Annotated in this window: 30 protein-coding genes; 18 read left to right on the forward strand and 12 right to left on the reverse strand. The window is 44.7% G+C overall.

Going from position 1 to position 26075, the window contains the following annotated elements:
- The first annotated feature begins 69 nt into the window (after positions 1–69).
- The 4 genes from DES40_RS03985 (at position 70) to DES40_RS13160 (ending at position 4192) form a co-directional block, all read left to right on the forward strand.
- Entirely contained in the window at positions 70–1389 is a 1320-nt protein-coding gene (locus DES40_RS03985; RefSeq protein ID WP_233345407.1) for a spinster family MFS transporter, read from the forward strand.
- Positions 1390–1422: 33 nt separating this feature from the next.
- Positions 1423–2745, forward strand: a complete 1323-nt coding sequence (gene purB / locus DES40_RS03990) for an adenylosuccinate lyase (protein WP_121099251.1) — start codon at positions 1423–1425, stop codon at positions 2743–2745.
- A 333-nt stretch (positions 2746–3078) separates the two neighbouring features.
- Positions 3079–3564, forward strand: coding sequence for a hypothetical protein (locus DES40_RS03995; RefSeq protein ID WP_121099252.1), 486 nt, complete (start codon positions 3079–3081; stop codon positions 3562–3564).
- A 166-nt stretch (positions 3565–3730) separates the two neighbouring features.
- Positions 3731–4192 carry a thioredoxin family protein gene (locus DES40_RS13160; protein ID WP_170144873.1) on the forward strand — a complete coding sequence of 154 codons (462 nt, stop codon included), beginning with the start codon at positions 3731–3733 and terminating at the stop codon, positions 4190–4192.
- A 50-nt stretch (positions 4193–4242) separates the two neighbouring features.
- Here the strand turns inward: DES40_RS13160 and DES40_RS04005 are convergent, their stop codons facing one another.
- The gene (locus tag DES40_RS04005) at positions 4243–4560 is read right to left on the reverse strand and encodes a DUF1476 domain-containing protein (RefSeq protein ID WP_121099254.1); all 318 of its coding nucleotides are present in this window, start codon (positions 4558–4560) and stop codon (positions 4243–4245) included.
- A gap of 178 nt (positions 4561–4738) precedes the next feature.
- Between DES40_RS04005 and purC the strand changes: the two genes are divergently transcribed.
- The 7 genes from purC to DES40_RS04040 all read left to right on the forward strand — a co-directional run bounded on the left by purC (position 4739) and on the right by DES40_RS04040 (position 10016).
- Complete coding sequence (gene purC / locus DES40_RS04010; protein WP_121099255.1) at positions 4739–5527, forward strand: phosphoribosylaminoimidazolesuccinocarboxamide synthase; 789 nt, start codon at positions 4739–4741, stop codon at positions 5525–5527.
- 8 nt (positions 5528–5535) lie between these two features.
- Complete coding sequence (gene purS / locus DES40_RS04015; protein ID WP_121099256.1) at positions 5536–5778, forward strand: phosphoribosylformylglycinamidine synthase subunit PurS; 243 nt, start codon at positions 5536–5538, stop codon at positions 5776–5778.
- Positions 5779–5780: 2 nt separating this feature from the next.
- Positions 5781–6443, forward strand: coding sequence for a phosphoribosylformylglycinamidine synthase subunit PurQ (gene purQ / locus DES40_RS04020; protein WP_121099257.1), 663 nt, complete (start codon positions 5781–5783; stop codon positions 6441–6443).
- The gene (gene purL, locus DES40_RS04025; protein WP_121099258.1) at positions 6443–8653 is read left to right on the forward strand and encodes a phosphoribosylformylglycinamidine synthase subunit PurL; all 2211 of its coding nucleotides are present in this window, start codon (positions 6443–6445) and stop codon (positions 8651–8653) included. The genes purQ and purL overlap by 1 nt, the downstream gene beginning before the upstream one ends.
- The gene (locus DES40_RS04030; protein WP_121099259.1) at positions 8653–8895 is read left to right on the forward strand and encodes a BolA family protein; all 243 of its coding nucleotides are present in this window, start codon (positions 8653–8655) and stop codon (positions 8893–8895) included. Before purL ends, DES40_RS04030 begins: the two co-directional genes overlap by 1 nt.
- Before the next feature lie 82 nt (positions 8896–8977).
- Positions 8978–9304 carry a Grx4 family monothiol glutaredoxin gene (grxD, locus tag DES40_RS04035; RefSeq protein WP_121099260.1) on the forward strand — a complete coding sequence of 109 codons (327 nt, stop codon included), beginning with the start codon at positions 8978–8980 and terminating at the stop codon, positions 9302–9304.
- 121 nt (positions 9305–9425) lie between these two features.
- Complete coding sequence (locus DES40_RS04040) at positions 9426–10016, forward strand: hypothetical protein (RefSeq protein WP_121099261.1); 591 nt, start codon at positions 9426–9428, stop codon at positions 10014–10016.
- Positions 10017–10092: 76 nt separating this feature from the next.
- On the opposite strand, the gene rpsD is transcribed toward DES40_RS04040, so the two are convergent.
- Positions 10093–10710 (reverse strand): 30S ribosomal protein S4, encoded by a 618-nt coding sequence (rpsD, locus tag DES40_RS04045; protein WP_121099262.1) that lies wholly within the window; start codon positions 10708–10710, stop codon positions 10093–10095.
- Between the two features lie 217 nt (positions 10711–10927).
- Here rpsD and rarD point away from each other — a divergent pair, with 217 nt between their 5' ends.
- Positions 10928–11857 carry an EamA family transporter RarD gene (rarD, locus tag DES40_RS04050; RefSeq protein ID WP_121099263.1) on the forward strand — a complete coding sequence of 310 codons (930 nt, stop codon included), beginning with the start codon at positions 10928–10930 and terminating at the stop codon, positions 11855–11857.
- Positions 11858–11899: 42 nt separating this feature from the next.
- Here the strand turns inward: rarD and DES40_RS04055 are convergent, their stop codons facing one another.
- Both DES40_RS04055 and DES40_RS04060 read right to left on the reverse strand, forming a co-directional pair.
- The gene (locus DES40_RS04055; RefSeq protein ID WP_147405847.1) at positions 11900–12196 is read right to left on the reverse strand and encodes a hypothetical protein; all 297 of its coding nucleotides are present in this window, start codon (positions 12194–12196) and stop codon (positions 11900–11902) included.
- A gap of 8 nt (positions 12197–12204) precedes the next feature.
- Complete coding sequence (locus DES40_RS04060) at positions 12205–12999, reverse strand: RNA methyltransferase (RefSeq protein ID WP_121099265.1); 795 nt, start codon at positions 12997–12999, stop codon at positions 12205–12207.
- Between the two features lie 126 nt (positions 13000–13125).
- On the opposite strand from DES40_RS04060, the gene DES40_RS04065 reads away from it, so the two are divergent.
- Positions 13126–14337 carry an NADP-dependent isocitrate dehydrogenase gene (locus DES40_RS04065; protein WP_121099266.1) on the forward strand — a complete coding sequence of 404 codons (1212 nt, stop codon included), beginning with the start codon at positions 13126–13128 and terminating at the stop codon, positions 14335–14337.
- 49 nt (positions 14338–14386) lie between these two features.
- Here the strand turns inward: DES40_RS04065 and DES40_RS04070 are convergent, their stop codons facing one another.
- Entirely contained in the window at positions 14387–15451 is a 1065-nt protein-coding gene (locus tag DES40_RS04070) for an alpha/beta hydrolase (protein ID WP_121099267.1), read from the reverse strand.
- 340 nt (positions 15452–15791) lie between these two features.
- On the opposite strand from DES40_RS04070, the gene DES40_RS04075 reads away from it, so the two are divergent.
- A complete protein-coding gene (locus DES40_RS04075; protein ID WP_267896623.1) occupies positions 15792–16232 on the forward strand; it encodes an SRPBCC domain-containing protein in 441 nt (146 codons plus the stop codon).
- A gap of 11 nt (positions 16233–16243) precedes the next feature.
- On the opposite strand, the gene DES40_RS04080 is transcribed toward DES40_RS04075, so the two are convergent.
- The 3 genes from DES40_RS04080 to surE are packed head-to-tail and all read right to left on the reverse strand — an operon-like array spanning position 16244 to position 18013.
- On the reverse strand, positions 16244–16600 hold the full coding sequence (locus DES40_RS04080) for a VOC family protein (protein ID WP_121099269.1): 357 nt from the start codon (positions 16598–16600) through the stop codon (positions 16244–16246).
- A gap of 8 nt (positions 16601–16608) precedes the next feature.
- Entirely contained in the window at positions 16609–17235 is a 627-nt protein-coding gene (locus DES40_RS04085) for a protein-L-isoaspartate(D-aspartate) O-methyltransferase (protein WP_121099270.1), read from the reverse strand.
- Between the two features lie 13 nt (positions 17236–17248).
- Entirely contained in the window at positions 17249–18013 is a 765-nt protein-coding gene (surE, locus tag DES40_RS04090) for a 5'/3'-nucleotidase SurE (protein WP_121099271.1), read from the reverse strand.
- Positions 18014–18151: 138 nt separating this feature from the next.
- Here surE and rraA point away from each other — a divergent pair, with 138 nt between their 5' ends.
- Positions 18152–18637: a ribonuclease E activity regulator RraA gene (rraA, locus tag DES40_RS04095; protein WP_121099272.1), complete on the forward strand. Its 486-nt coding sequence runs from the start codon at positions 18152–18154 to the stop codon at positions 18635–18637.
- Here rraA and serS read toward each other — a convergent pair.
- Positions 18634–19902: a serine--tRNA ligase gene (gene serS, locus DES40_RS04100; protein WP_121099273.1), complete on the reverse strand. Its 1269-nt coding sequence runs from the start codon at positions 19900–19902 to the stop codon at positions 18634–18636. The genes rraA and serS overlap by 4 nt on opposite strands.
- Positions 19903–20094: 192 nt before the next feature.
- Here serS and DES40_RS04105 point away from each other — a divergent pair, with 192 nt between their 5' ends.
- From DES40_RS04105 to DES40_RS04115, 3 genes are all read left to right on the forward strand, one after another.
- Entirely contained in the window at positions 20095–20817 is a 723-nt protein-coding gene (locus DES40_RS04105; protein WP_121099274.1) for a DUF481 domain-containing protein, read from the forward strand.
- Between the two features lie 159 nt (positions 20818–20976).
- Positions 20977–21717 (forward strand): DUF481 domain-containing protein, encoded by a 741-nt coding sequence (locus DES40_RS04110; RefSeq protein WP_121099275.1) that lies wholly within the window; start codon positions 20977–20979, stop codon positions 21715–21717.
- 32 nt (positions 21718–21749) lie between these two features.
- On the forward strand, positions 21750–22253 hold the full coding sequence (locus tag DES40_RS04115; protein WP_121099276.1) for a SixA phosphatase family protein: 504 nt from the start codon (positions 21750–21752) through the stop codon (positions 22251–22253).
- A gap of 186 nt (positions 22254–22439) precedes the next feature.
- On the opposite strand, the gene DES40_RS04120 is transcribed toward DES40_RS04115, so the two are convergent.
- The 3 genes from DES40_RS04120 to DES40_RS04130 all read right to left on the reverse strand — a co-directional run bounded on the left by DES40_RS04120 (position 22440) and on the right by DES40_RS04130 (position 25946).
- Positions 22440–22847, reverse strand: a complete 408-nt coding sequence (locus DES40_RS04120) for a hypothetical protein (protein WP_121099277.1) — start codon at positions 22845–22847, stop codon at positions 22440–22442.
- A 71-nt stretch (positions 22848–22918) separates the two neighbouring features.
- Positions 22919–24259: a glutamate--tRNA ligase gene (gltX, locus tag DES40_RS04125; RefSeq protein ID WP_121099278.1), complete on the reverse strand. Its 1341-nt coding sequence runs from the start codon at positions 24257–24259 to the stop codon at positions 22919–22921.
- A gap of 13 nt (positions 24260–24272) precedes the next feature.
- Positions 24273–25946: an NAD+ synthase gene (locus DES40_RS04130; protein ID WP_121099279.1), complete on the reverse strand. Its 1674-nt coding sequence runs from the start codon at positions 25944–25946 to the stop codon at positions 24273–24275.
- Between the last annotated feature and the right edge of the window lie 129 nt (positions 25947–26075).

Genomic DNA, 26075 nt, shown 5'->3' on the forward strand with positions numbered 1-26075 from the left:
TCCCATGCAATCTTCTATCTTGACGCCTTTAATAGGATAGGTTCTGGTAAAAGAAAAAACGGGAAAAATATGAGCGACTCAATCAAGACTATGAATCCGCCCAGCAAGGGCTATAGAACCTTTGTTATAATTCTACTTACTTTAGTATATGGGTTTAACTTTATTGACCGCCAGATTGTCGGCATTTTAGCGCCTTTCATTCAAGCAGACCTCGGGTTATCAAATACTCAGTTGGGCCTACTTATCGGATTTGTTTTTGCAGCTTTTTACACAATTATGGGGATCCCTATCGCCTTCCTTGCTGATCGGGTCAACCGCGTAGGATTGTTAAGTGTGGCCCTAGCTGTGTGGAGCGGCTTCACGGCTTTAACGGGGTTTGCACAGAATTTTTGGCAAATTGGTCTTGCACGAATGGGCGTTGGTATTGGCGAAGCGGGCGGAAGCCCTCCATCACACGCGATTATCTCAGATATGTACCCAAAAGAGGAAAGAGCGGGAGCATTAGGCCTATATTCTCTAGGAATTCCTCTAGGTATTATGAGTGCTTACTTCATCACGGCAGCCTTACTTGGTGCAGATCCCTCAACAGTCGACTGGAGACGAATCTTTATTATCCTAGGGGTCTCAGGAATATTATTGGCCGTAATTGTTCGAATTCTTGTGAAAGAACCAGAACGTGGAGCTATGGAAAAAAACAAAACCGGCACCATTAAAAAGATACCATTTTCCGAAGCTGTGCCGGCGTTGTTAAAAATAAAATCGTGGTGGTTTATGGCCTTTGGGATCGCCTTCGCGTCCTTTGCAGCTTACGCTTTTTCAGGGTTTCAAACTAAATTCATTCGCCTGTTAGACCCCGAATTTGATTTCAGAAAAGTCATTATAATACTCGGTTTCATTTACGGCACTTTTTATGTGGCTGGTACTTATTTCGGTGCAAAGCTAGTCGATTGGAAAGCCAAGACTGATGTAAGAGCCTATGGATACATCCCAGGGATTGCGACACTAATTGCTCTTCCCATTGGCATTGCGTGTTTTTTAGCACCTAACCTTTATATTCACTTAGCTTTAACCGCGATATTTCAACTTTGCATCGGCGTATATCTAGGGCCCAGCTTTGCAATTGCGCAAACTCTGGCACCAGTTCATGTTCGCGCGATGTCTACCGCCTTATTTTTCTTCATTTTGAATATGATTGCCTTGGGCGGTGGCCCAACTGCAGCAGGCATACTGATTGATGTGTTTAAGGGTTCATATAATGAACTCGAAGCCACACGGTATGCAATGATACTCATATGCGGAATACTTTTCGTTGCATTCATCTTCTTTATGATGGTCAGCAAGTCCCTTCCTAAAGATTGGGCCATTGCAGAAGCGCGTAATGAAAGCTAAGGGGCGTGCAAATTATTAAATTGTGAGTCTCCCATGATTGAACGCTACGCCCGCAAGGAAATGACCGAGATTTGGTCTGCCGCAACTAAGTATAGAATTTGGTTTGAAATCGAAGCGCATGGCTGTGATGCATTGGCTGAATTAGGGGTCATACCAAAATCAGCAGCCAAAAACATATGGGACAAAGGCGGCTCAGCTGAGTTTGATGTTGCAAAAATCGATGAGATTGAACGCGAAGTAAAACACGATGTTATTGCCTTCCTGACTCACCTCGCAGAGTTCATTGGTGAGGATGCGCGTTTTGTACATCAAGGTTTCACTTCCTCTGACATTTTGGACACGACTCTGTCCGTGCAGTTAGCACGAGCAACTGACCTCTTACTTGTAGGCATGGACAGAGTTTTAACGGCGCTTGAAAAGCGCGCAAAAGAACATAAACACACTATAACTATTGGCCGCTCACACGGCATTCACGCAGAACCAACAACATTTGGCGTCAAACTCGCGCGGTTCCACGCTGAATTCGCTCGTGGCCGCGCCCGTCTTGTGCAAGCCCGTGAAGAAATTGCTGTATGCGCTATTTCAGGTGCTATCGGAACATTCGCAAATATTGATCCAAAAGTTGAAGAGCATGTCGCGGAAAAAATGGGTTTAGCGATTGAGCCTGTCTCCTCTCAAATTATCCCTCGGGACCGTCACGCTGCATTTTTCGCAGCCCTAGGCGTGATCGCTTCATCAATTGAAAACGTAGCCGTTGAAATTCGTCACCTGCAACGTACAGAAGTCCTTGAAGCGGAGGAGTTCTTCTCAAAGGGGCAAAAAGGCTCGTCAGCGATGCCCCACAAGCGCAACCCAGTATTGACTGAGAATCTAAGCGGACTCGCCCGTCTCGTCCGCATGGCAGTTGTCCCTGCTATGGAAAATGTTGCGCTTTGGCATGAGCGCGATATTTCACACAGTTCAGTCGAACGCGGAATTGGACCTGACTCTACAGTGCACTTAGATTTTGCTCTTCACCGACTGGCCGGTGTGATAGAGAACCTTGTCGTCTATCCCGAAAAAATGAAATCCAATATGGACCGTCTCGGCGGTTTACATAACAGCCAACGCTTTCTTTTAGCCCTCACTCAAGCTGGAGAACAGCGCGAAAGTGCTTATCGACTCGTGCAACGCAATGCCATGAAAGTTTGGGAAATGTTCCGAACGCAAGGTAATGCGGGTGAAGGCGCATTTCTTAACCTTATTCTCTCAGATCAAGATGTCATGGCTCTTTTATCTGAAGATCAGGTACGGGCAATGTTTGACGACGAGTACCACCTAAAGCATGTCGATACGATTTTTGCACGAGTCTTTTAAATTACAACTGCACGGGTATTATCATGTCTGAACGACCGATGCCCGTTCATATACCCTTACATTTAGTAAAGTTTAACCTTCACAGTTAGGTTGTATTTACACGACCCCAGCAACGCTGCTTTTAATCTTAAAAAAAACCATTTTTTTTGATTTTTTTTTCCTTATGTTTTTCAAACACTTAGGCCTTAACAAAAGACGTTTGGTAATCATTGTAAATACAGAGCTAACGCATAGTTTGCGGTTCATTTACCAATATGTCTTATAAATTTTCACAATCACAACGGCTCTCGGGAATGAGCACGTGAGAACTTAAAGTGTGAAAAAGGACTGACGATGAAAACCTTAACTTCTTTATTGGGTGCCGCCCTTTTAAAAACGGCATTCGGTGCAACAGCTTATGCGGCTAACCCAGACGTCTATGTGGTAAACTTCCGCAATGACACGGATGTTAAAAGCCAAGCATTAGATTCAGCCCTACCGTCTGCTGTAGCCATCGCAGGTGTTAACGCTGAGCAAGTCAACATTGACACATCTACAGCGGCTAAATGGGAGAAAGGCGCGCATGAAGCTTTTGACCGCGATATCGTGCCGATTTTCAACAAGTGGGTCGGATTACCAGGGTTTGCTGCGGTTGTTGATGCAAAAACAAAACGCGTCATTGGCTGCGTTAGCTCTCAGCTCGATACAACAGAAATTGCTAGAGAGTTAAAAAAGATGGCAGCTCGCGCCACTGGAAATGCTTATATTTCTAACGCCTCTACAAATGCGCAAACGACGCAATGCCCTGCTGCGCATAATGTTGACCCTGCCAACTTATAAATTTTACAATATTATCAGAACAAAGCCCGGGCGCGTTAAACGCTCGGGCTTTTTCTTTTCTTACGCGAATTCTCACATAAAGTTGAACGCCCTTATCACTCCGGTGCTGTATTTTCATCTCTGGTTCAGCTCTTTTTCACGATATGAGACCGAGAAAGGTCTTATTATGTTATCAAAATTCTATAGAGCATTTTTTAGTGTCATACTTCTTTGCGGATTAGGGACATCCGCCCTCGCCTACCAAACTAAACCACAAGCAGATATTTATGTGGTAATGTTTCGTGCGGACTGGTGTGCTCCCTGCAAGGTAGTTGAGCCTAGACTACAACAAGTGTTGGCCTCAATCCGCGACCCTAAAATTGAATTCCTAGAACTCGATTTTTCAGCTAATAACGGTGATTGGAATGCCAATGCCGTTTTTGATCGTCAAATCGTTCCTCAATACAACAAATGGTTAGGCGTCACAGGTTTTGCCGCGATTATTGATGCGGACAGCAAAAAAACCTTAGGCTGTGTAACCCAAGCCTATAATGCGGACGCAATGGAAATGCACATTAAGACGCTACAAAAAATGGCAAAAAACAATCAGGCGAATACTGATTTCACTTGTCCCGAGGCAAATAACTAAGCCTTAAAATGGGGAGCCCCTTAAATAAGATCTCCCCATACAGCGATTAATTACTCTGATTCGTAAACTGAGGTACGAGCTTCAGACAATAACGCCGCCATTTTCTCACGAATAGCTTCGTCAGAGATGTCAGCGCCTGCCGTCGCAAGGTCAGATTTAACCTTACGGAAAACGTCATCATCGCCCGCTTCTTCCATGTCTGAAGCAATAACCTCCAAAGCGTATTTATCAGGGTCAGTATGACCAATAATATCGGCGACCCAGAGACCTAGAGCCTTATTTCGCTTAGCTGCAACTTTGAATTCCTTCGCAGCGTCCAACACAAATTTTGTTTCTAGAGCATTTTTACGTTCGTCAAAGCTAGACATGTCAGAATCCTTTGTTGTTTCTACACACCATTTATGGCGAGGCGATACCGACTTCAAGTCGCAAAATCCCCATTTTATAACACGCTACTCATTGCGGTTTGCCCGTCTTACGTCTATGACGCGGCTTTAAGCGATACGAGTCAACACTCTTGACTAACCGTGCCATCTGGAGAGCGCCATGAGCCGCCGCAAGCAGATTTATGAAGGCAAAGCCAAAATCCTCTATGAGGGGCCTGAACCTGGAACGCTCGTTCAATATTTCAAAGACGATGCAACCGCCTTCAACGCTCAGAAGAAAGCTATTTTGGATGGCAAAGGTGTCTTGAATAATCGCATCAGTGAATTTGTCATGACGCATCTAGCTGAGATAGGTATCCCTACACATTTCATCAAACGCCTCAATATGCGTGAGCAATTAATAAAAAAAGTGGAAATCATTCCTCTAGAAGTAATTTGCCGAAATGTAGCCGCAGGCACGATGGCGAAGCGCCTCGGCATTGAAGAAGGTGAGAAACTACCACGTTCCGTTGTTGAATTTTGTTTGAAACGTGATGATTTGGGCGACCCGCTCATCGCAGAGGAACATATTCACGCTTTCGGCTGGGCCAGCAGCTCTGAATTGGATGAAATGATTGCCATGACACTGCGCATCAATGATTATTTGCAGGGTATGTTTGCAGGTATTGGCATTAAACTGATTGATTTCAAGATTGAATTTGGTCGCCTGCCAATATCAAATGAAGATGGCGTTGTTGGGCACCAAGTCGTCTTAGCTGACGAGATTAGTCCAGATAGTTGCCGCCTTTGGGATCGTGAAACCAATAAAAAACTGGATAAAGACCGGTTCCGCCGTGATCTAGGTGAAGTCACTGAAGCCTATACTGAGGTGGCTACGCGCCTCGGAATAATAAAAGAACAAAACCAACATAACGCGACGATTTTATCTGTCGTATCGAATGACGATTAGGACATGTTATGAAAGCAATAGTCTATATTGGCCTAAAACCAGGTGTCCTAGACCCACAAGGCCGCGCCATTGCCCGCTCTCTAAACGATCTCGGATTTGCAGAAGTAAACTCAGCATTGCAGGGTAAAATCATCGAGCTTGATCTCTCGTCCGAAGAGAAAACTGAGGCAAAGCAGCGCGTTGAGCAAATGTGTGAGAAGCTTCTCGCGAATACTGTCATTGAGAGTTATCGCATTGAGTTGAGAGACTAGACATGCAAACCGCAGTCATTGTTTTTCCAGCTTCAAACTGTGACCGCGACGCCGCGGTTGCCTTAGAAAAAGTTACTGGGCGCGTTCCAAAAATGATTTGGCATCGTGATACTGAAATCCCCAGTGATGTAAGTTTCGTTGTTATCCCCGGAGGGTTTTCTTACGGCGATTATTTACGCTCTGGCGCTATGGCGGCGCGGTCGCCTATTGTGTCAGACCTAAAGAATAAAGCTGAGAAAGGTCTCGCCGTCGCAGGATTTTGCAATGGTTTCCAAGTGTTAACTGAAGCTGGCATGCTCCCTGGGGCTTTAATGCGTAATAAAGGCTTAAAATTTGTTTGCCGACCTGAAAAGTTGAAAATAAACAATGCAAATACGCGGTTTACCTCACGTTATGCTGATAATTCAGAAGTGACCTTCCCTGTGGCTCATCACGATGGCAATTACTTTGCCGACGATGCAACTCTTAATAAATTGGAAAAAGAAGGCCGCATTGTTTTCCGTTACGCTGACAATCCAAATGGCTCGGCGCAAGATATTGCAGGTATAGTCAATGAAGCCGGCAACGTCTTTGGGATGATGCCACATCCAGAGCGCGCCATAGACCCGCAACATGGCGGAACAGATGGCCTAGACCTATTTAAATCTATTATTGAGTCGATCTGATGGCAAAAATTTCTGAAATCACCCCCGAAATTGTCGCTGAACACGGCCTATCTGAAAGCGAATACCAAATTATTCTTGACCGTTTAGGTCGAGAACCTAATTTGAACGAGTTGGGAATTTTTTCCGTTATGTGGTCGGAGCATTGCTCTTATAAATCATCGCGCCGACATCTTGGTAAGTTCCTGACAACAGGTGACAGGGTAATACAAGGCCCAGGTGAAAATGCAGGCGTCATTGATATTGATGATGGCGACGCCATTATTTTCAAAATGGAAAGTCACAATCACCCTTCCTATATCGAACCTTATCAAGGTGCAGCTACAGGCGTTGGCGGCATCATGCGTGATGTCTTCACCATGGGAGCTCGTCCTATCGCGTTGTTAAACGCCCTTCGTTTCGGAGAACCCTCTCACCCCAAAACCAAGACACTTGTAAACGGCGTTGTTGCTGGAATTGGTGGTTACGGCAACTGTGTCGGCGTTCCTACTGTGGGCGGAGAAACTAATTTTCACAAAGGATATAACGGAAATATTCTCGTCAATGCGATGTGCGTTGGTCTCGCGCAGGCTGATAATGTTTTCTATTCAGCCGCTAAAGGTGTTGGAAATCCTATCTTTTACGTTGGTTCTAAAACGGGCCGAGATGGTATTCATGGGGCAACAATGGCTTCGGCTGAGTTTGACGACGACAGCGATGAAAAACGCCCTACGGTTCAAGTGGGCGATCCGTTTACTGAAAAACTTCTCATAGAAGCCTGCTTGGAGTTGATGGCAACAGACGCCATTATCGCCATTCAAGATATGGGAGCCGCGGGCCTTACGTCTTCATCGATTGAAATGGCTGATAAGGGCGGCGTAGGCATTCAGCTAAATCTTGACAAAGTGCCTCAACGTGAAACCGACATGACACCTTATGAAATGATGTTGTCGGAGAGCCAAGAGCGTATGCTTATGGTCATTCAACCTGGCAAAGAGCAACTCGCCTATGATATTTTTGAAAAATGGGAACTTGATGTCGCCTTAATTGGCAAGACCACTGATACGGGGCGCTTAGTTCTGAAGCACAAACGTAAGAAGGTTTGCGATATCCCTATTGCGCCACTTGCTGATGATGCGCCGAACTACGATCGCCCACATGTGCCGACAGAGCCGCGCCCTGTTCTAGATGCCAATGACATACATGAAACTCAAGATTATAATGATGCACTCATAAAGCTTATCCAATCCCCAAATATCGCTTCCAAGCGTTGGATTTGGGAGCAATATGACCGTCATGTTATGGGCGATACGATTGACTCTAGCCAATCAGGTGGTGATGCAGCTATCGTTCGGATCCATGGCAAGAACAAAGCCGTAGCTATCTCTACGGACTGTACTCCGCGCTATGTTTATGCGGACCCTTATGAAGGTGGAAAGCAATGCGTTGCCGAAACTTGGCGCAACCTAACATGTGTAGGGGCTGATCCTATTGCGATTACCGATTGCTTGAACTTTGGGAATCCAGAACGCCCAGAGATTATGGGGCAATTTGTTGGCGCTATCGAGGGTATGAACGAAGCCTGTCATGCCTTTGAATATCCAGTCGTTTCAGGCAATGTTTCACTCTACAATGAAACAAATGGAGAGGCCATACCGCCCACTCCCGCTGTAGGAGGCGTCGGGCTTATTCCCAATTTAGATTTCTTCACCACACTTAGCGGTGCTAAAGAAGGTGATACGCTTATTTTAATTGGTGAGACTAAGGGCTGGCTTGGTTCATCCCTGTACTTAGCCGAAATTTTATCAAGAGAAGATGGTGCTCCTCCACCTGTAGACTTGAAAACTGAGAAGCTAAATGGAGATTATGTCCGTAAGCTCATTCGCAATAGACGCGTGAATGCTGTTCATGACTGTTCCGATGGCGGTCTCGCCATTACTGCCTGTGAAATGGCTTTTGCCTCTAATATGGGTTTACATTTATCAGAACCTACTGAAGGTACACTTCATGGTTGGCTTTTCGGCGAGGACCAAGGAAGATACCTGCTAGCAGTAGAGAAAAATTCCGTTAACCCAGTAATCTCTACGGCGCATAGTAAAGGAATATCCGCACAAATCGTGGGAACTGTTGGCGGTGACCGCATTAAAGCTGACGGCGCATTTGATGTTTCTGTTCAAGGCCTTCGGGAGAAACATGAGTCTTGGTTGCCAAATTTAATGAAAAGCACTGATTAATGGCAATGAAGGGTGAAGATATAGCGGCCATGATTCAAGAGGCTTTGCCTGACGCGCAGGTGGAAATGATTGATTTGGCTGGTGATAATAATCACTGGAAAGCCGTTATCGTCAGCAAGGCTTTTTCAGGGCTTAATCGCGTACGTCAGCACCAGCTTGTCTATGCGGCTTTAAAAGGGAAAATGGACGGTGCAAATGGCGAACTCCATGCCCTCGCACTTGAGACCAAAGCCCCCTCTTGAAACCACGAAAATGATGCCCAATTATAGGGCTAAAGTATTATTCATAGTTTTATGTCTGAAAATTATAGGAAAAGAACACCTCATGGACGTTAAAGAGCGAATTTCAAAAACAGTATCTGACAATGACGTCGTACTCTTTATGAAAGGTACACCCGTCTTTCCTCAGTGCGGGTTTTCATCAACAGTTGTACAGGTTTTCGACTATCTTGGCGTGAATTACGAGAGCGTCAATGTCCTAGAAGACATGGAAATCCGTCAAGGTATAAAAGATTACAATAATTGGCCAACCATTCCCCAAGTCTTTGTTAAAGGTGAATTTATTGGCGGGTGTGATATTGTGCGCGAAATGTTTGAAAGCGGTGAACTACGCACAATGCTCACTGAAAAAGGCGTTGAAACAACAGCTTAGTGCTTTTGTTTATAGCTAACGCCCACTTAATGGCAATTTAAACGTCTATAAAGCCTCTTGTAGTAATACTGTGTCAGCGATGAATTATCGCGGGCACAGATACTTCAGGAATATATTGGCAATGGATGAGAACACTCCACAATCGGAACTGGAATTACAAATCCAAGCCGTTCGGGTCGAAGCCGAAAAAAGGGATTCGGAACCTTACAAAATCCGTCGTAAATCTAAAGCTCCATCACAATTGTTAAATGGCCTAGTTCGCTTCAGTCTTTTAGGGGCTGTAGTTATGATGGGATATATTAGCCTCCACTATATACCCGCTTATTTTAACCCATCCAAATATTTGAATGCTAATAAGCAGTATGTGTCTTCAAAGAGATTAGACACAAATGAGAGCGGCGCCTTAGTTGGCCATTATCTAGATGTCACGAGTGTCAAAAAAACTTACCTCCGTCAGGGACAGGCGCTTCGCGTTCAATATTTGCGCCCTGATAACAGCAACATCGAATTGCGTATTAAACGATGCCGGTCCGTATTTCTCATTGAAGTCTTTAAGTGTGAGGTCGTAGGAGAAAAAGTCGTGCAAATCACCGAAGGGCAAAATGGGACACAGCGCTTCATTTTTGAGGATAAGGGATTTTATATGTTGGAAGAGCGGGTTTCAGGTCAAACGAACTCCAAAGACTTCCGCGTAGTCTGGAGCCGAGTGTAACCTCTCTTTTCAGATGGTTTATGCAAAAAAACCCGCCAAATTGGCGGGTTTTCTTTTTGTTTGTCTGGAGTTCTCTCTAGCGAGAGTAAAATTCCACAACCAAGTTTGGTTCCATAACAACTGGGTATGGCACTTCGTCAAAACTAGGAACACGTGCGAAAGTAGCTTGCATACCTTTTGGATCAACGCTGATATAATCTGGTAATTCACGTTCAGCACTTTCTAGAGCCTCAAGAACCAATGCCATTGTGCGCGACTTCTCACGAACTTCAATGACATCACCAACGTTACAACGATAAGAAGGAATGTTTACTTTTTTACCGTTCACAAGAACATGACCGTGGTTCACGAACTGACGTGCAGCGAAAACAGTTGGAACGAATTTAGCACGATAGACAATCGCGTCCAAACGGCGCTCTAGCAAACCAATAAGGTTTTCAGAAGCATCCCCCTTCATCCGTGTGGCTTGGTCATATGTTTTGCGGAATTGTTTTTCCATGATGTTGCCGTAATAGCCTTTAAGCTTCTGCTTGGCGCGAAGCTGTGTACCAAAATCAGATAGCTTTGATTTACGACCTTGGCCATGCTGACCAGGGCCATAAGGGCGTTTGTTAACTGGAGATTTCGGGCGGCCCCAAATATTCTCGCCCATACGGCGATCAATTTTATATTTTGCTGAATTACGCTTAGACATGCGTTTGTACTCTTTCAATCGACGTGGCCCGGCTCATCCAACCTATTTGGATAGCGATTACAACGGCGGCACCACACCTTCCCGTAATAAAGCGCGCCTTTTAGCGGTCTTTGCCTGTAAGTCAACTCTGCAATGTAGAGGGCTAAAATACTGAACCGCTGATTACTGTCATAATATTTGAGTTGTTTTAAACGTGTCTCTGTGACAATCGCGAGAGATGAAAACGATTACCCCTCTGACCTCTCAGACCGACTTAACCAGACATGGTTTATGGGCAGGTGTTGCCGCCTATTTTATATGGGGGCTATTTCCGTTTTATTTCAAAGCGACGGCGAGTATTAGCGCTGTAGAACTGGTCTCCCACCGAGTTATCTGGTCAGTCCCATTTGGGTTGCTTATCATCATTTTCCGCCATCAAATCGGTGAAGTAATCTCGGCATTAAAAAAGCCAAAAACAATTGCTTTACTCTTCCTCGCAGCAGTCGCCCTTGCTTTGAACTGGGGTATGTACATATGGGCAATCCAGCAAAATCAAATTTTCCAAGGCAGTTTAGGCTATTACATAAACCCAATTATATATGTCCTCGTGGGTGTCGTATTTATGGGTGAAACTTTGTCAAAAGCCCAAGGCATAGCGACTGCCCTCGCCTTTTTCGGTGTTGCTGTCTTAACGATCTATGGCGGCGTATTTCCAGGAATCGCTCTTTTTCTAGCGATTACCTTCACAACCTATGGCGTTATACGAAAGAAAGTAGAGATTGGCGCTATGCCAGGTCTTTTTATTGAGACCTTATTACTGTTACTTCCAGCTATAGTATATTTGTTATGGGTTGCTCAACAAGGCACGTTACAGTTCACTCATCTTGGAACAAAGATGGACATCCTTATCCTGTTAGCAGGTCCGATCACTGTACTCCCTCTGCTCGCATTTGCTTTCGCAGCAAGACGGCTAAAACTCTCAACCTTGGGATTCTTACAGTTCATTGGACCTACTTTGCAATTCTTATGTGGTCTATATTTTGGAGAGACCTTTACCCTAGCACATGCAGTTTGCTTTGGCTCGATTTGGATTGGTGTGGCTATATTCAGCTATGATGCTTGGCAAAAAAACAAAAAAGTGAAACGTCTGATGAAACCAATTGGTTAGTCAAGTCTGACTTTAATCTCGCTTCATTAATCTGGCTTCCGTTTAACGTTGCCCCGATAAGAAATTCATAAATTCATGCCCACCGGGAGACACCGCAAAAATTCCTATTAAATATGCCGTAAACATAATGAGGGTCTGAGCTGCAAATAAAAACACGCCATCTAAAACCATGTTTTTGGGCAAAGACAACGGAGTGCTTTTAACATTTTTATGCCTTGCAGTGGCAAAAATCAGTGTTGAGAGAAAAGCAAGTAATAAAACGACACTACCAGGCCATGCCAAGAACCCTGCCACTATCGCTACAACAATCAAACAATACCCAAGATACTTCATCGTCACGACCTTCTTTATTTTATACGCGCTTTACCGCGCCCCTCGGCCAGCGCTTTCACAATACCGCGAAAGGTTCTGACTTCCTGTACTGTCATTTTTGCACGTGTCAAAGGCGCTCTTATGTTTTGCGACATCAACGCCCGTTTTGATTCAGGAAAGAAAAACCCCGCATTGTCGAGCTCTTGTTCTAAATGTTCAAAAAGTCCTGTTAAATCCTTGCGCTCGGCAGCGTCACTAATCTCCGGATTAAACACATCAGGTATATTGGGTAAGGAGGCGTTAGCCCAGATATAGGCAAAAATGTTTACCGCTTGAGCTAAGTTAAGAGACTGAAAAGCTTGATTCACGGGATATGTTAAAATTGCATCTGCTAATACAACATCAGCATTTGTTAACCCTGCTTTTTCAGGTCCAAACAATATCCCTGTCGGTAAGCCAGATGCACTAAGCCCCTTAAGCTTAGGTCCAATGTCATCAGTTCCAACAACAGGAATTTCTAACTCTCTACGACGCGCCGTCGCGGCCAAAACATATTGCAAATCAGATACAGCCTCTTCAACTGTATCAAAGACTCTCGCTGTATTTAGAACATCTACAGCTCCCGCCGCCATAGGTTCCGCCGCAGGATTTGGCCACCCGTCACGAGGCGCCACGAGCCGCAGATCCGTTAGACCAAAATTCAACATGCAACGACACGCGGCACCAATATTTTCGCCAAGTTGTGGACGCACTAGAATCACGGCTGGCACAGGAGAGTCAGTCTCTTGCGCAACAATGCGCCCTAATTGGTCTTTCGTCGTTTTTCCCATTTCTTTCACCTAAATGCGTAACCAGAACCCATGCACTAATAATGTAGCGTTCTTTAGTCTTTAGTTTTTGTGCCACTGGTGTTAAAGGCGGCGCAAACTTAATCCAAACCGCTTACAGAGGTAAATATGGCTAAAATCAAGGTAAATAATCCCGTCGTTGATATGAATGGCGACGAGATGACGCGCATCATCTGGGACATGATTAAAGAACGTCTCATTCATCCTTACCTCGACATTGAACTTTTGGACTACGATCTATCCATTCAGAGTCGTGATGCTACAGACGATCAAATTACTGTTGATGCTGCCAATGCCATCAAAAAGTATAATGTCGGCATCAAGTGCGCGACAATCACACCTGACGAACAACGCGTTGAAGAATTCGACCTAAAGAAAATGTGGCGGTCTCCAAACGGGACTATTCGCAATATCTTGGGTGGTGTTGTATTCCGTGAACCGATTATTTGTAACAACGTCCCTCGCCTAGTTCCTGGGTGGACCCAACCTATCGTTATTGGACGTCACGCTTTCGGTGACCAATACAAAGCGACAGACTTCCTAGTCCCAGGCAAAGGTAAGCTTATGATGACTTGGGAAGGCGAAAACGGCGACAAAATTGAACGTGAAGTCTTTGACTTCCCAGAAGCCGGCGTGGCCATGGGTATGTATAACCTTGACGCCTCTATTCGTGACTTTGCACGCGCTTGCTTCAATTATGGTGTACAACGCAAATGGCCTGTTTACATGTCGACTAAGAATACAATTCTTAAAAAGTATGACGGCCGCTTTAAAGATATTTTCCAAGAGATTTTTGATGCTGAATTTGCAGATAAATTCGCTGAATTTGGCGGTGAGTATCAGCACCGTCTAATTGATGACATGGTCGCAGCGGCAATGAAATGGTCTGGCGGATACATTTGGGCCTGTAAAAACTACGATGGGGATGTACAATCTGACACTGTCGCACAAGGTTTTGGCTCACTTGGGTTGATGACTTCTTTCCTTTTGACACCAGACGGGAAAACTATGGAAGCAGAAGCAGCACACGGTACAGTGACACGTCACTACCGTAACCATCAAAAAGGTGAAGCAACCTCCACTAACTCAACAGCGTCTATCTTTGCTTGGACACGTGGCCTCGCACACCGCGGTAAAATTGACGATAATGAAGAGCTAATCAAATTTGCAACGGGTCTAGAGAAAACAGTAATCGAAACCGTTGAAGGCGGCCAAATGACAAAAGACTTGGCCTTACTTGTGGGTGATCAGCAAGGCTGGCTTACAACAGAAGGTTATCTCGAAGCAATTGCTGAGAACTTCGAACGAAAAATGACATAAACCCACAACCTAAAGAAACAAATTTAAAACCCACCTCTTATGGTGGGTTTTATTTTGCCTGAAGAGTAGGTTTTTGACCCGCCTTCATAATGACACACATGCCTCGCCACGTTTCTGGGTCTTCATTATACGCCTCAAAAGTAATTACTTGAGCGTTGAGTGAATCACACGGCTTTTCGATGTTATCTTTGGCTTTGTCCGATAACGGAGGCACCATGCCATCTTTAAACATCCAAAATGATTCACTATTCGTCCCCACTCTATATGGCGTAGAAAAATTGGTCCGAACCATATCAAGTGCCGCAGGGTGATAAATGGTACCATGGTCTTCGTGATTACGTCGATCAACATAAGTCCAATTAGGAACCTCATTATCTTGTAATGCTTTAATAAGTACATCTAAACCACGCTGCATTTCACCGCCTTCATTGCCCATTGTCAGGTATAGCGATGGGGTTTTCTTATCACTTTCATTTAAAATCTCAGACGCAGTTAAGGGCACTGCCAATTCATCCCACCAAAGGCTTGGACTGACCGCAGCAAAATGGGTGAACAAACTTGGCGCATTCAAATAGGTTTCTGTAACAAATAGTCCAGCAAGAGACTCGCCCAATAAAATCCTACGCTTATCAGTGCGGTACTTCGCTTCTACCCATGGAATAACATCACCCTCCAAAAATGCCCTAAACTCATCCGCACCGCCCCTTTCAGGAAAAACATCATTATAGCGTGGATTATCAGACGGAGGCGTTAATTCAGCGGCTCTATTCACTGTCTCAACACCGACTAAAATCATTGGCTCAACTGTCCAATTAATATCAATTGACTGGAGTATACCGGCAATGTGGGGGAAGTCCTGCTCAGCGCCACCATCGATGAGATAGAGTACTGGAAAGTCTTTTTCAGGTTCCGCAAAATATTGTTGGGGCAGCCGGATCGAAATATTGCGAGTTGTTCCAAATACATTTGATGTAACTGTATAGCTCTTACCAATTTCTATTGGCTTCCACTCAGATGATGCTTCTTCATCCCTTTCACCTACTTCAAAGCTACTCTCGTCAACACAAGAGAGCAGTATTAGAGAAGAGATGCTTATTAGTATAGCTTTTAACATTCCAACATCTTGACCACTGCCGTAACTATCTCAAGGATTTTCTGTTTCGCAGGCTTATCAAGACGAAACTACAACCCAATATATACGCGGAGTGCAAACAACAAAGCCGCTTTCATAGGCGATGATTGATTAAAATGTGCGAAATTCGCAGGGAGTTATATCTCTTAAATTACCAAATTTTCGGTCAGTTATGGTTATACTTGAATATATCCAGACATAGCTGCACACTCGCGGACCTAGCCGACTTTACAATTTAATCAAGACAAACGTCATGCCCTATAACGACATTCCCCAAGGCGATGCCCCAGATTTCGTTTATACTCTTTAGATTGCAGCTTCTATTGAGACTGTATGGAGTAGTCTCATTGAGAAAGAAATCACTCAGAAATATTGGGGCCGAGAAAATAGATCCGACTGGAAACAAGGGTCGATATGGGAACATATACGTACAGACGGTTCGAATGCCGTCGATATTCATGGACAAGTAATTGAATGCATCCCGCCTAAAAAACTGGTTGTGACATGGAATGCTCTAGAGACAAGTACGACTCATGAACCAGCCCCTTCACTTGTGACATATGAAATGCTTGCCTTAGGCCCAGATACCAGACTTACTGTTACTCATAGCCTGCTGAACAAAGACTCCGTTATGCATAACGGCGTAACGCAAGGATGGCAGGCAGTCTTATCAAATTTAAAAACAGTGTTGGAAACAGGCAAGCCTCTATCTTCGCACTTATGGGGCGAAGCGGAGCCAGAACACCCTGATGATGGCTATTAAGCCTTACTTGGCTAGGCTTGAGTCCAAACGGCTAAATTATTACCACTGGGATCATTAAAATGAAAACGGCGACCGCCAGGGAAGCTGAAAATACTTTTTGTCACAATGCCGCCTTCTGCGCGAATAGATGCCTCTGATACTTCAAGGTCATTGGAGTATAGAACTATCAGAGCGCCCTGCTCTGACGGCTTTCGATCACTATCCATATCAAAACCGCCATCCAAACCAGCGCCTTGAATAGCCGTGTAAGTCTCCCCATAGTCAATGAATGACCAACCAAAAACCTTCCCATAGAAGGTCTTCATTACATCATTATTCACTGAAGGTAGTTCAATATAGTTCAAACTGTGATGTTGAATGTCAGTCATTATATCGCTTACAAACTACGTGATTTTCCGGGCTCTATCATATCAAGATTAAGCGGCATGAGGGTTTCTTCTGATACTTTAGAGCGCGCCTTTGAATATCGCATAAGCTGTTCATCCACCACCGCTATCATCTCTCCACCCGTCGCTAATTGCTCAAGTAACATGGGCGGTGCGGCACGCGACGCGCACCCCATGATAATTCGGTGAAATGGCGCTTGTCCTGCCCAACCATAACGACCATCTCCATGACGTATGACTGTATTCATAACCTGCAAATTAGAAAGTCGCCCCTCTGCATCTGCTATCAATTTTTTATACCGTTCAACCGCGTAAACTCGCTTGCATAAATGAGACAGAACAGCCGTTTGATACCCACTCCCCACACCTATTTCTAAAACTTTATGGCCTTTTTCTACTCGAAGGAATTGAAGCATTAAAGATACAATCCAAGGCGCCGTTATGGTTTGACCACAATCTATTGGTAAGGATTGCTCCGCATAGGCTTTATCAAAATATTCGGCGGGCACGAAAGCCTTACGAGGGGCTAGTTCTATCGCTCGAAGAACTTTATTGTCTGAAATGCCCTTCCCTCGAAGGCGCATAACCATATCGATAAGACCAGGATCAAACGCCATTTATATGAATGCGCTATTCATCAATTGCATGAGACATATCATCTAAAGTCTCAAAATGCGTTAAATCAGTGTGAAGCGGCGTGACTGAGACATAGCCATCATAAATCGCTCGCAAATCTGTGCCTGCCGGAGGGTTTGATTTTTTGGCGCCATATGTTAGCCAAAAATAATTGCCACCCCTTGGGTGATCTCGCTTATCAACCCCTGACATTTGGTAATCTCGGTGACCTTGGCGTGTGATTTGTATGCCTTTCACCTCTTCCGCAGGCAAATCTGGTATGTTTACATTGGGTACAACATGTTTTGGCCAACTAGCTTTCAGTAATTTTTTTATTACGTCGGGACATAGCGCCTCAGCTGTTTCCCATGGGAGACTTGTGGCGCCTTGAAAACCACGTGCGAGTGAAATAGCGATTGATGGGATTCCCATTTGCATACCTTGGAGCGCACCAGCGACCGTACCCGAAAAAGTCACGTCTTCGGCCAAATTTTGCCCGCGATTCACTCCCGACAAAATAAGGTCTGGTGGTTCGTCACATAAAAGGTCTTTCAGCGCTAAAATAACACTATCCGTTGGGGTTCCTGTTACTGAATAAACACGGTCTTCAATTTTTCTTAGGCGGACAGGATTGTGTAATGAGACACCTCGCGAAGCCGCAGATTGTTCAGTATCTGGCGCACATACCCAAACATCGTCAGATAATTGAGCCGCCACACGGCGTAACACTTTCATACCTTCGGCACGAACACCATCATCATTTGTCAGAAGAATTTTCATACCTCTTCCTATACGCGATTCTTTTTAAAAGGAACCGTTTCTCATCACTACTCCTGTTCAAACATATATGATGATTTACTCTATGTAAGCAGCTAACTAGGTATGAGAAAACTCTGTTTTAATCACACGAGAAATTCTATGAAAACAGCTGATATAGTAGACGATTTCTATAATGAGGTCTCTTTTTGCGACAAACCCTTCCGTCAATTTGGCCGCAAAAAAGCATTTTACGGCCCCATTCAGACAGTCAAATGCTTTGAAGATAACGGTCTTCTTAAAGCTGAGCTTCAAAAGCCAGGTAAAGGGCGCGTCTTGGTCGTTGATGGCGGCGCATCAACACGTATCGCTATTTTGGGCGATATGATTGCAACATCCATGAAAGAAAAGGGGTGGGCAGGCATCGTCATCAATGGCGTGATACGCGATAGTGCAGTTATCAATGAAATGAATGTTGGCGTAATGGCTTTGGGCACATGTCCTGTAAAAAGTATAAAACGCAATGAAGGCATAGTTGGCGCCTCCGTTAAATTTGGAGGCGTAACTTTTAAACAATCAAATTGGGTTTACGCGGATACAGACGGCGTATTGGTCTCCCAGCGTAAGCTTATTCAAGAAAGCATCTAACTAATGACTTCAAGTCCGCCCATATAAGGTACTAAAGCCTCAGGCACAGTAATTGTCCCATCTTCATTCTGATAGTTCTCTAGCACAGCCACAAGTGTTCTGCCGACCGCCAATCCAGAACCATTCAATGTATGGACAAAACGGTTATCTTTCTCAGCATGTTTATACCGAGCCTGCATACGTCGAGCTTGAAAGTCGCCACAGTTTGAGATTGAGCTAATCTCGCGATAGGTTTCTTGACTTGGCAACCACACCTCTAAGTCAAATGTGCGTCTGGCTCCAAAACCTAGATCTCCTGTGCAAAGTTCCACCACACGGTAAGGCAGCTCAAGTTTTTGCAAAACTGCCTCAGCGCATCGAAGCATATTTTTGTGCTCGGACTCAGATTCGTTTGGATGACAAATAGAGACCAACTCTACCTTATTGAATTGATGCTGCCGAATCATGCCTTTTGTATCACGACCTGCACTACCCGCTTCTGAACGGAAGCAGGGCGTGTGTGCAGTCATACGTTTCGGAAGACTCTCCACATCCAGAATGCTCTCACGCACCGTATTTGTCAGCGACACCTCTGCTGTTGGAATAAGATAATGATCGCCCGTCGTTTTATAAAGATCCTCTTCGAACTTCGGTAATTGTCCGGTGCCGAATAAAGCCTTATCCCAAACAAGAAACGGCGGGGTAGTCTCTTCAAATCCCTCAGCTGATTGCATATCAAGCATCAAAGCCGCTAAAGCGCGGTCTAAGCGAGACAAGGCGCCACTAAGGACAACGAAACGGCTGCCGCTCATTTTTGCTGCAGTTTCAAAATCCATCATTTTTAAATCGGCGCCAAGGTCATCATGCGCTTTTGGTGTAAATTCAAAAGCCCTAGGCTGCCCCCATTTTGCAATCTCTACATTGTCGTCTTCATTCTCGCCTTCTGGAACATCATCAAATGGCACATTAGGTAGGCTAGCTAAGAGCATTTCTAATTGTGCTTTTTCGCTATCTACCTGAGCACCCATGGCCGCAATAACATTTTTTGCTCCGGCAACCTCTGTCTTAAGACGTTCAGCCTCTTCCTTGTCGCCCTTGGCCATAGCTTGACCAATCAGCTTTGAACTCTTGTTTCGCGCAGCTTCAGCCTCTTGAACGACTTGTTGAGCCTTTCTGATTAACTTGTCTTGATCGATGATTTTCTTCGATTGCGGCTCTAATCCGCGTTTTGCCCAAAGAGCATCATACTGCTCTGCATTTTCTCGTATCGCTTTAATATCGTGCATGGTCTCGCCGCCAAAGTGTTGTTTCGCACGCTATAACGAAGCCCTTTTGGCCCGTAAACTCTTTTGCCCTTTTCCGGCTTTTCTATGTCAAATGAATCACAGCTTACAAAGTAGCAATTTCTATACTTATTCATTTACAGTTCAGCTTGTTCCACTAAAGCGCCTCATTCTTGATTTCATTCAAAAGGAAATATGATGAAAAACATAGTTTTGGCGACAGCCTTCACATTCGCTTTAGGAACTACAACGGCACAAGCTCAGTTCTTCGAAGGTTTCTCTGGCGAAGCTGCCCTTACAGGCTCAAAAACAACAGGTAACACGGATACAACTGATGCAGGCTTAGCTCTCAAGCTTGAAAAAGCAGGCGAAAATTGGACACATAAAGTCAAAGCTTCAGCTGACTTTGGTGAATCAAATGATGTAACCAATAAAAAACGTTATGCCCTTGGGTACCAAATAGACCGTCAACTAACGGACCGTAGCTATGTCTATGGTAATGCAGATTATTTCAGCGATGACTTTGGGTCATATCAGGAAGGTTACTTCCTCGGCGGTGGTTATGGTTATAGCGTACTAGTCGATTCACCTGTAACATGGGATTTAGAAGCTGGTCTTGGCTTCCGTTCACAAAAGGAACAAGGAGTACTTGGCGTCCGTGAAGACGAATTGGCCGCACGATATACGTCTGATTTTGATTGGGTTTTTAACGACAATGTCTCTCTCTACAATGACACCGAGCTGACTTATGCCCAAAGCGATACAAATATTTGGAATGAAACCGGTATCACATCGCAAATTGCTGGCAACCTCGCCGCACGTGTGTCCTTCCGCGTAGATCATCACACAGATGTTCCTGTCGGCATCGAGAAAACAGATACAATCACACGTGTCGGAATTGTTTACACTATGAAGTAAACAAAACATATTTGACAATTAAAACACTGGTATGGCTTCCCTATTTAGCGCCATGAGAAGCCATACCAAGCGATTGTTTTCGCGGCTTTTATTTCTTTCGTTTACACGATATTTACCAAGATGTTATTTTATCCTGCCTGACAATACGTAGGATTCATCATGAACAAATCAGCCTTTATTATACCCCTTATTGTTGCACTGTATGCATCTTCTGCAGACGCACAATTCATTGAAGGCTTTACAGGTGAAGTTGCCGCAGACGGGGCCGTTACAACCGGTAACACGGAAACTACAAATTTAGGGTTTCGAATCAAACTTGCTACAGCCACAGAGCAATGGCGACACTCATTCAAATCCTCAGCTCAATATGGACGTGCGAACGGAAGCACAAATAAGTCTCGATATGATTTAGGGTACCAATTAGACCGTGACGTAAATGATCGCATGTACTTCTTTGGCAATGCTGATTATTTCAGCCATGACTTCGGAGCCTTCAAACAGGGTCATTATCTTGGTGCAGGGTTAGGGTATCAGGCTTTAGAAGAAGACCCGGCTCGACTCAGACTCGAAGCTGGCCTCGGTTATCGATCTCAGAAATCCCGCCTCCAAGCAGGCAATCCGTTAGGTGTTGCCTCTACAACAAAAACTGAACTTGCAAGCCGATTCGTATCTGATTTTGACTATGCTTTTAACGAAAAGGTTTCATTTCGGAATGATACGGAACTTTTATATTCTAATTCCGATACCTTCATTACGAATGAGTCTGGAATCAAATCTAAACTCTGGGAGAACATTAGTCTTCTCGCATCGTTCCGGGTCGAAAATCACAGCGAAGTTCCCGATGGCCGAGAAAAAACAGATACAATCAGTCGTTTAGGTGTTGTCTACACAATGAAGTAGGTGAAATACTGTTTAGCCTCTATAATAGCTAAATGACGTCACGCCCAATTTACCTTTGCCTAATGCGCCACGCGAAATCTTCTTGGTCAGACGCCTCCTTAACAGACCACCAACGGCCACTTAATGACCGAGGCCGAGCCGCTGCTGAGTTGATCGGAGGCGTTCTCAGCGTCAGGGGATATGCCCCAGATGTAATCTGGTGTTCAGATGCCAAGCGAACACGTGAAACGGCGATGAAACTCATACGGGTCATACCTGGCGCTCAGCAGGTCTTATACAATCCACTGTTTTATCATGCGAGCCCACAAGATGTTTTTTCGGTCTGTGACGGATTGCCCGCCCCCACACAGAACTTAATGCTCCTAGGGCATAATCCAGGGTGGGGAGAATTATTCACGCATTTCTCAGAGTATGATCATGACTTTCCTACAGCGGCCTGCGCAGTATTTGAAGCCAAAGCATTGCCTGTGACAAATTGGTTTAGACCTCATCACTGGAAGTTCGTAGACCTTTTACTCCCCAGACCCCTTGCCTAATCAACACTAATGAAAATTGTGTTCTCCATAATTAAAGTATATTGGGCATTTCTGTATTACCCACTCATGCTAACCCTGTTTATATATTTATGGATAAAGGGCGCCCATTGGGGCTGGGGCGCCCTTGTTGTTATGGCTATGATAGTTTTTGATCCGCTTTGGCGAATTATAATCAGGCGTTAAAACTTAGCCCCATTTACCACCAAGACTAAGGAGAGTGTCTTCACGGCGTAGAACATAAAGTAAGCCCATTGCAGCAGCGGCCGGAATAGCCGCCAAAAAGAGCTGATTATAGCTTTCTTGCCCTGGAATATAATGCTTGATGGTCACCAAGATAGCACCAGCATGTAAAATGAAAACAAGAGCATAACTCACTGATTTCTTAAGCCCTAAAACAAAAGAAATAAGTAACGTCATCCAAAAAACACCAATTGCGAGCCCCAACCATTCGGGCATGTCGGAAACGCTATAATACTTTTTAGCAATTCCTTTTGCAGAATCGGGTGATGTGAAGCGCATTAATTGCCAAGGAAGTAAAAAGGCAAATATAGAAAGACGTGTGAGTAAAAGTGCAGGTTTTAAAGATTTTGGCATATCGCCCTCCAATTTAAGTTGGAAGGCCTTTAATCAACTGCATGTTAACATCCAAGACACACTTCCGTTACTTATCCAATTTTGCCCTCTAATCTTAGCCGCGCTTTCTCTGCCCCCATCAAAGCTAGCAGTGGCTCCATCTCTGGGCCATGATCTTGCCCTGTTAAGGCACGTCGAAGAGGCATAAACAGCCCCTTCCCTTTACGACCTGTTTCAGCTTTAACTGCACTTAACCAAGGCCCCCAGCTGCCTTGATCGACAGTCTCAGGTAACAATCCTGCAGCTTGTGCGCAAAATTCTTTGTCTTCTTCTTCTATGCGTCCTGGCATAGGAGCAAACAAAGTCGTCGACCATAAAACAGCATCAGATAGTTTTTCAACATTTCCTCGAATAGCAAACCAAAGCGCGGATCCACCTGCAACACCAAGCGCTTCCAATCGCTCTTCAACGTCTTCAAACGGAGTTTCGTGTAATAAGCGCCCATTGATTAGCAACAACTCATCCTCATCAAAACGCGCGGGCGCACGACCAATTTTTTCAAAACTAAACTCTTCAACTAATACGTCCAATGATGGACGCGCCTCGATTGGATCAGACGTCCCAATTTTTCCAAGCAAAGAACAAATAGCGAGTGGCTCTATATATTGCTCTCTTAACTCCCCCATTGAAAGAGAACCAAGACGCTTTGAGAGCCCCTTTCCATCCTTGCCAACCAATAGCGGTGTATGCGCGAAAGAAGGAAGATGATCTGATAATGACTTAAAAATTTCAATCTGTGCGCCAGAGTTGGTTACATGGTCTTCACCCCGGATAACATGGGTGATTTTAGCTTCAATGTCATCGACTACACTCGGTAAGGTATAGAGGAATGAACCATCAGCCCGGATTAGAACAGGATCGGAAATAGATGATGTATCGATGGTTTGCTCACCTCTAACTATATCCGTCCAAGTCACTGGATTGCCTGAAAGTTTAAAACGCCAATGGGGCTTTCGGCCTTCTGCCTCAAGCTTAGCAATATCTGCATCAGTTAGCTCTAAAGCGCCGCGGTTATAAACAGGGGGTTTTCCTTGGACTCGCTGTAATTTTCGCTGACGATCTAGCTCTTCTGATGTTTCATAACAGGGATACAAAAAACCTTCAGCTTTTAACTTTTTCGCTGCGGCTTCATATTCTGGAAATCGGTGAGATTGATTAAAGGTTTCCTGCCACTCAAAACCTAGCCAAGTCAGGTCCTCGCGTATACCATCTTCATAGGCATTTGTGCTGCGCTCCAAATCCGTATCATCAATACGCAATATAAACGTCCCGCCTTCTTTTTTAGCGAAAAGCCAATTCATTAGGGCAGTGCGTACATTGCCAACATGGAGCTTACCTGTTGGGGATGGAGCAAATCTAACTCGGACTGTCATATCAAGTCTCTTTTTATAATTTTTTGTCAGTCGGGACGGCATCCCGATATCGGTTAGTTATCGGATAGCGTCGATCGCGTCCGAAATTTTTTGTGCCTATTTTCACACCAGGTGGAGCCTGTCGACGTTTATATTCAGCTATATATAGCAAATGCTGAATACGAGAGACATCTTTGGTGGAGTGCCCTCTTTCGAGTAACGTTTCGACTGCACATTCTTCATCGATTAAGCCACGAAGAATATCATCCAGGACATCATACTCAGGTAGGCTATCACTGTCTTTTTGGTCATCACGCAGTTCCGCCGAAGGAGGTTTTGTGATTATTCGTTGAGGAATAGGGTTTTCAGGGCCTAGTAAATCATCTGGATTATGCAAGTTCCGCCAATCAGCTAAGGCAAAGACTTCTGTTTTATATAAATCTTTCAGAGGGTTATAACCGCCACACATATCACCATAAAGCGTTGCGTAACCTACAGCCATTTCAGATTTATTCCCCGTCGTCACAAGCATTGGGCCAAACTTGTTAGATAGCGCCATTAGCACAAGCGCACGAGATCGAGATTGAATGTTCTCCTCAGCCGTAGAGGGTTCCAGGCCCTTAAAAAATGGCTCCAGCATATCATTAAAAGCATCAATGGCTGGTTTTATAGGGATGACATCATATCGGCAGCCCAATCGCTCAGCACAAGCTTTAGCGTCTTCGACACTTTCAGAACTGGTATATTTTGTCGGCATCATCACACACCAAACGCGGTCTGCCCCCAAAGCATCTACAGCAAAAGTAGCCGCCATAGCGCTATCTATTCCGCCGGACATGCCCAATATGACTTGTTTAAATCCGTTCTTATTGACGTAATCCCCTAACCCTAAACAAACTGCTCGCCAATCTGCCTCATAGCCTGTTAATTGTTGTTCGACTTTTGCTTGTTTACACACCCACTTATGCGCCTCTTTTTCCCACGTAGACACATCATAATCTGGGACAAAACTTTTCAGCGATTGGACAATAGCGCCTGCTGCGCTCATTGAAAAACTTGAGCCGTCAAAAACAAGCTCATCCTGACCACCAACTTGATTGACATAGATAAGCGGTAGTCCTTCGTTAAAAACTTTGGCGCCAAGAGCCGCGCTTCGCTCAGATAAAGCAGTGCGCCGCCAAGGGGACCCGTTAGGTGATATTAAAATCTCTGCCCCTTGGTCCGCTAGATGGCTTGCGACGCCCTCTTGCCAGAGGTCCTCACAAATCGGAAGCCCAATCTTCACACCTTTAAATTCAATGGGTTGAGGCAAAGGCCCTCGTGTAAAAATACGAGCCTCATCAAACACTCCATAATTCGGCAAATGGTGTTTTTTACGGACATCTGTGATCTCGCCATCACGCATAAACAAGGCAGCGTTATATAGCTTTGAATCCTCAAGCCAAGGCAAGTTAAATACCACAGCCGGACCGTTTTTAGTCATACCAGCAAAGTTTTCCGCTAATTTTTTACAGTCTTCAACCGCCGCAGGTTTTAGAACAAGGTCTTCAGCGGGATAACCTATTATAAACTGCTCGGGTAAAACGAGGATATCTGCCCCGTCATTTTTTGCCCGCTCATAGGCAGTTTTTGCGAGTTCAATATTGGCCTCAAGTGCCCCCACTGTGGGGTTTAGTTGAGCCGAAGCAATTTTAAGGCGTTTCGTCATAGAGCGGGTTTAGCGGGGGGAAGAGTATGCGGCAAGAAGATTGCCCCCATAAGTTAACAAAATAAATTAGGCAGGCGAGACGCGCTCTACTGCTAGTCAATAAAGCTTTCAACAAACCCGAAATACATC

It is taken from the genome of Litorimonas taeanensis (genome assembly GCF_003634015.1).
GTDB classification, from domain to species: Bacteria; Pseudomonadota; Alphaproteobacteria; order Caulobacterales; family Maricaulaceae; genus Litorimonas; species Litorimonas taeanensis.

Coding starts and splice junctions, on each gene's coding strand:
- DES40_RS04040 (WP_121099261.1), top strand. CDS start 9,426: ATGGATGAGAACACTCCACAATCGGAACTGGAATTACAAATCCAAGCC.
- surE (WP_121099271.1), bottom strand. CDS start 18,013: ATGAAAATTCTTCTGACAAATGATGATGGTGTTCGTGCCGAAGGTATG.
- DES40_RS03995 (WP_121099252.1), top strand. CDS start 3,079: ATGAAAACCTTAACTTCTTTATTGGGTGCCGCCCTTTTAAAAACGGCA.
- DES40_RS04115 (WP_121099276.1), top strand. CDS start 21,750: ATGACGTCACGCCCAATTTACCTTTGCCTAATGCGCCACGCGAAATCT.
- DES40_RS04130 (WP_121099279.1), bottom strand. CDS start 25,946: ATGACGAAACGCCTTAAAATTGCTTCGGCTCAACTAAACCCCACAGTG.
- rraA (WP_121099272.1), top strand. CDS start 18,152: ATGAAAACAGCTGATATAGTAGACGATTTCTATAATGAGGTCTCTTTT.
- purC (WP_121099255.1), top strand. CDS start 4,739: ATGAGCCGCCGCAAGCAGATTTATGAAGGCAAAGCCAAAATCCTCTAT.
- gltX (WP_121099278.1), bottom strand. CDS start 24,259: ATGACAGTCCGAGTTAGATTTGCTCCATCCCCAACAGGTAAGCTCCAT.
- DES40_RS04030 (WP_121099259.1), top strand. CDS start 8,653: ATGGCAATGAAGGGTGAAGATATAGCGGCCATGATTCAAGAGGCTTTG.
- DES40_RS04120 (WP_121099277.1), bottom strand. CDS start 22,847: ATGCCAAAATCTTTAAAACCTGCACTTTTACTCACACGTCTTTCTATA.
- DES40_RS04070 (WP_121099267.1), bottom strand. CDS start 15,451: ATGTTAAAAGCTATACTAATAAGCATCTCTTCTCTAATACTGCTCTCT.
- DES40_RS04085 (WP_121099270.1), bottom strand. CDS start 17,235: ATGGCGTTTGATCCTGGTCTTATCGATATGGTTATGCGCCTTCGAGGG.
- rarD (WP_121099263.1), top strand. CDS start 10,928: ATGAAAACGATTACCCCTCTGACCTCTCAGACCGACTTAACCAGACAT.
- purQ (WP_121099257.1), top strand. CDS start 5,781: ATGCAAACCGCAGTCATTGTTTTTCCAGCTTCAAACTGTGACCGCGAC.
- purL (WP_121099258.1), top strand. CDS start 6,443: ATGGCAAAAATTTCTGAAATCACCCCCGAAATTGTCGCTGAACACGGC.
- DES40_RS04110 (WP_121099275.1), top strand. CDS start 20,977: ATGAACAAATCAGCCTTTATTATACCCCTTATTGTTGCACTGTATGCA.
- purS (WP_121099256.1), top strand. CDS start 5,536: ATGAAAGCAATAGTCTATATTGGCCTAAAACCAGGTGTCCTAGACCCA.
- DES40_RS04080 (WP_121099269.1), bottom strand. CDS start 16,600: ATGACTGACATTCAACATCACAGTTTGAACTATATTGAACTACCTTCA.
- DES40_RS03985 (WP_233345407.1), top strand. CDS start 70: ATGAGCGACTCAATCAAGACTATGAATCCGCCCAGCAAGGGCTATAGA.
- DES40_RS04105 (WP_121099274.1), top strand. CDS start 20,095: ATGATGAAAAACATAGTTTTGGCGACAGCCTTCACATTCGCTTTAGGA.
- serS (WP_121099273.1), bottom strand. CDS start 19,902: ATGCACGATATTAAAGCGATACGAGAAAATGCAGAGCAGTATGATGCT.
- grxD (WP_121099260.1), top strand. CDS start 8,978: ATGGACGTTAAAGAGCGAATTTCAAAAACAGTATCTGACAATGACGTC.
- DES40_RS13160 (WP_170144873.1), top strand. CDS start 3,731: ATGTTATCAAAATTCTATAGAGCATTTTTTAGTGTCATACTTCTTTGC.
- purB (WP_121099251.1), top strand. CDS start 1,423: ATGATTGAACGCTACGCCCGCAAGGAAATGACCGAGATTTGGTCTGCC.
- DES40_RS04005 (WP_121099254.1), bottom strand. CDS start 4,560: ATGTCTAGCTTTGACGAACGTAAAAATGCTCTAGAAACAAAATTTGTG.
- DES40_RS04060 (WP_121099265.1), bottom strand. CDS start 12,999: ATGGGAAAAACGACGAAAGACCAATTAGGGCGCATTGTTGCGCAAGAG.
- DES40_RS04065 (WP_121099266.1), top strand. CDS start 13,126: ATGGCTAAAATCAAGGTAAATAATCCCGTCGTTGATATGAATGGCGAC.
- rpsD (WP_121099262.1), bottom strand. CDS start 10,710: ATGTCTAAGCGTAATTCAGCAAAATATAAAATTGATCGCCGTATGGGC.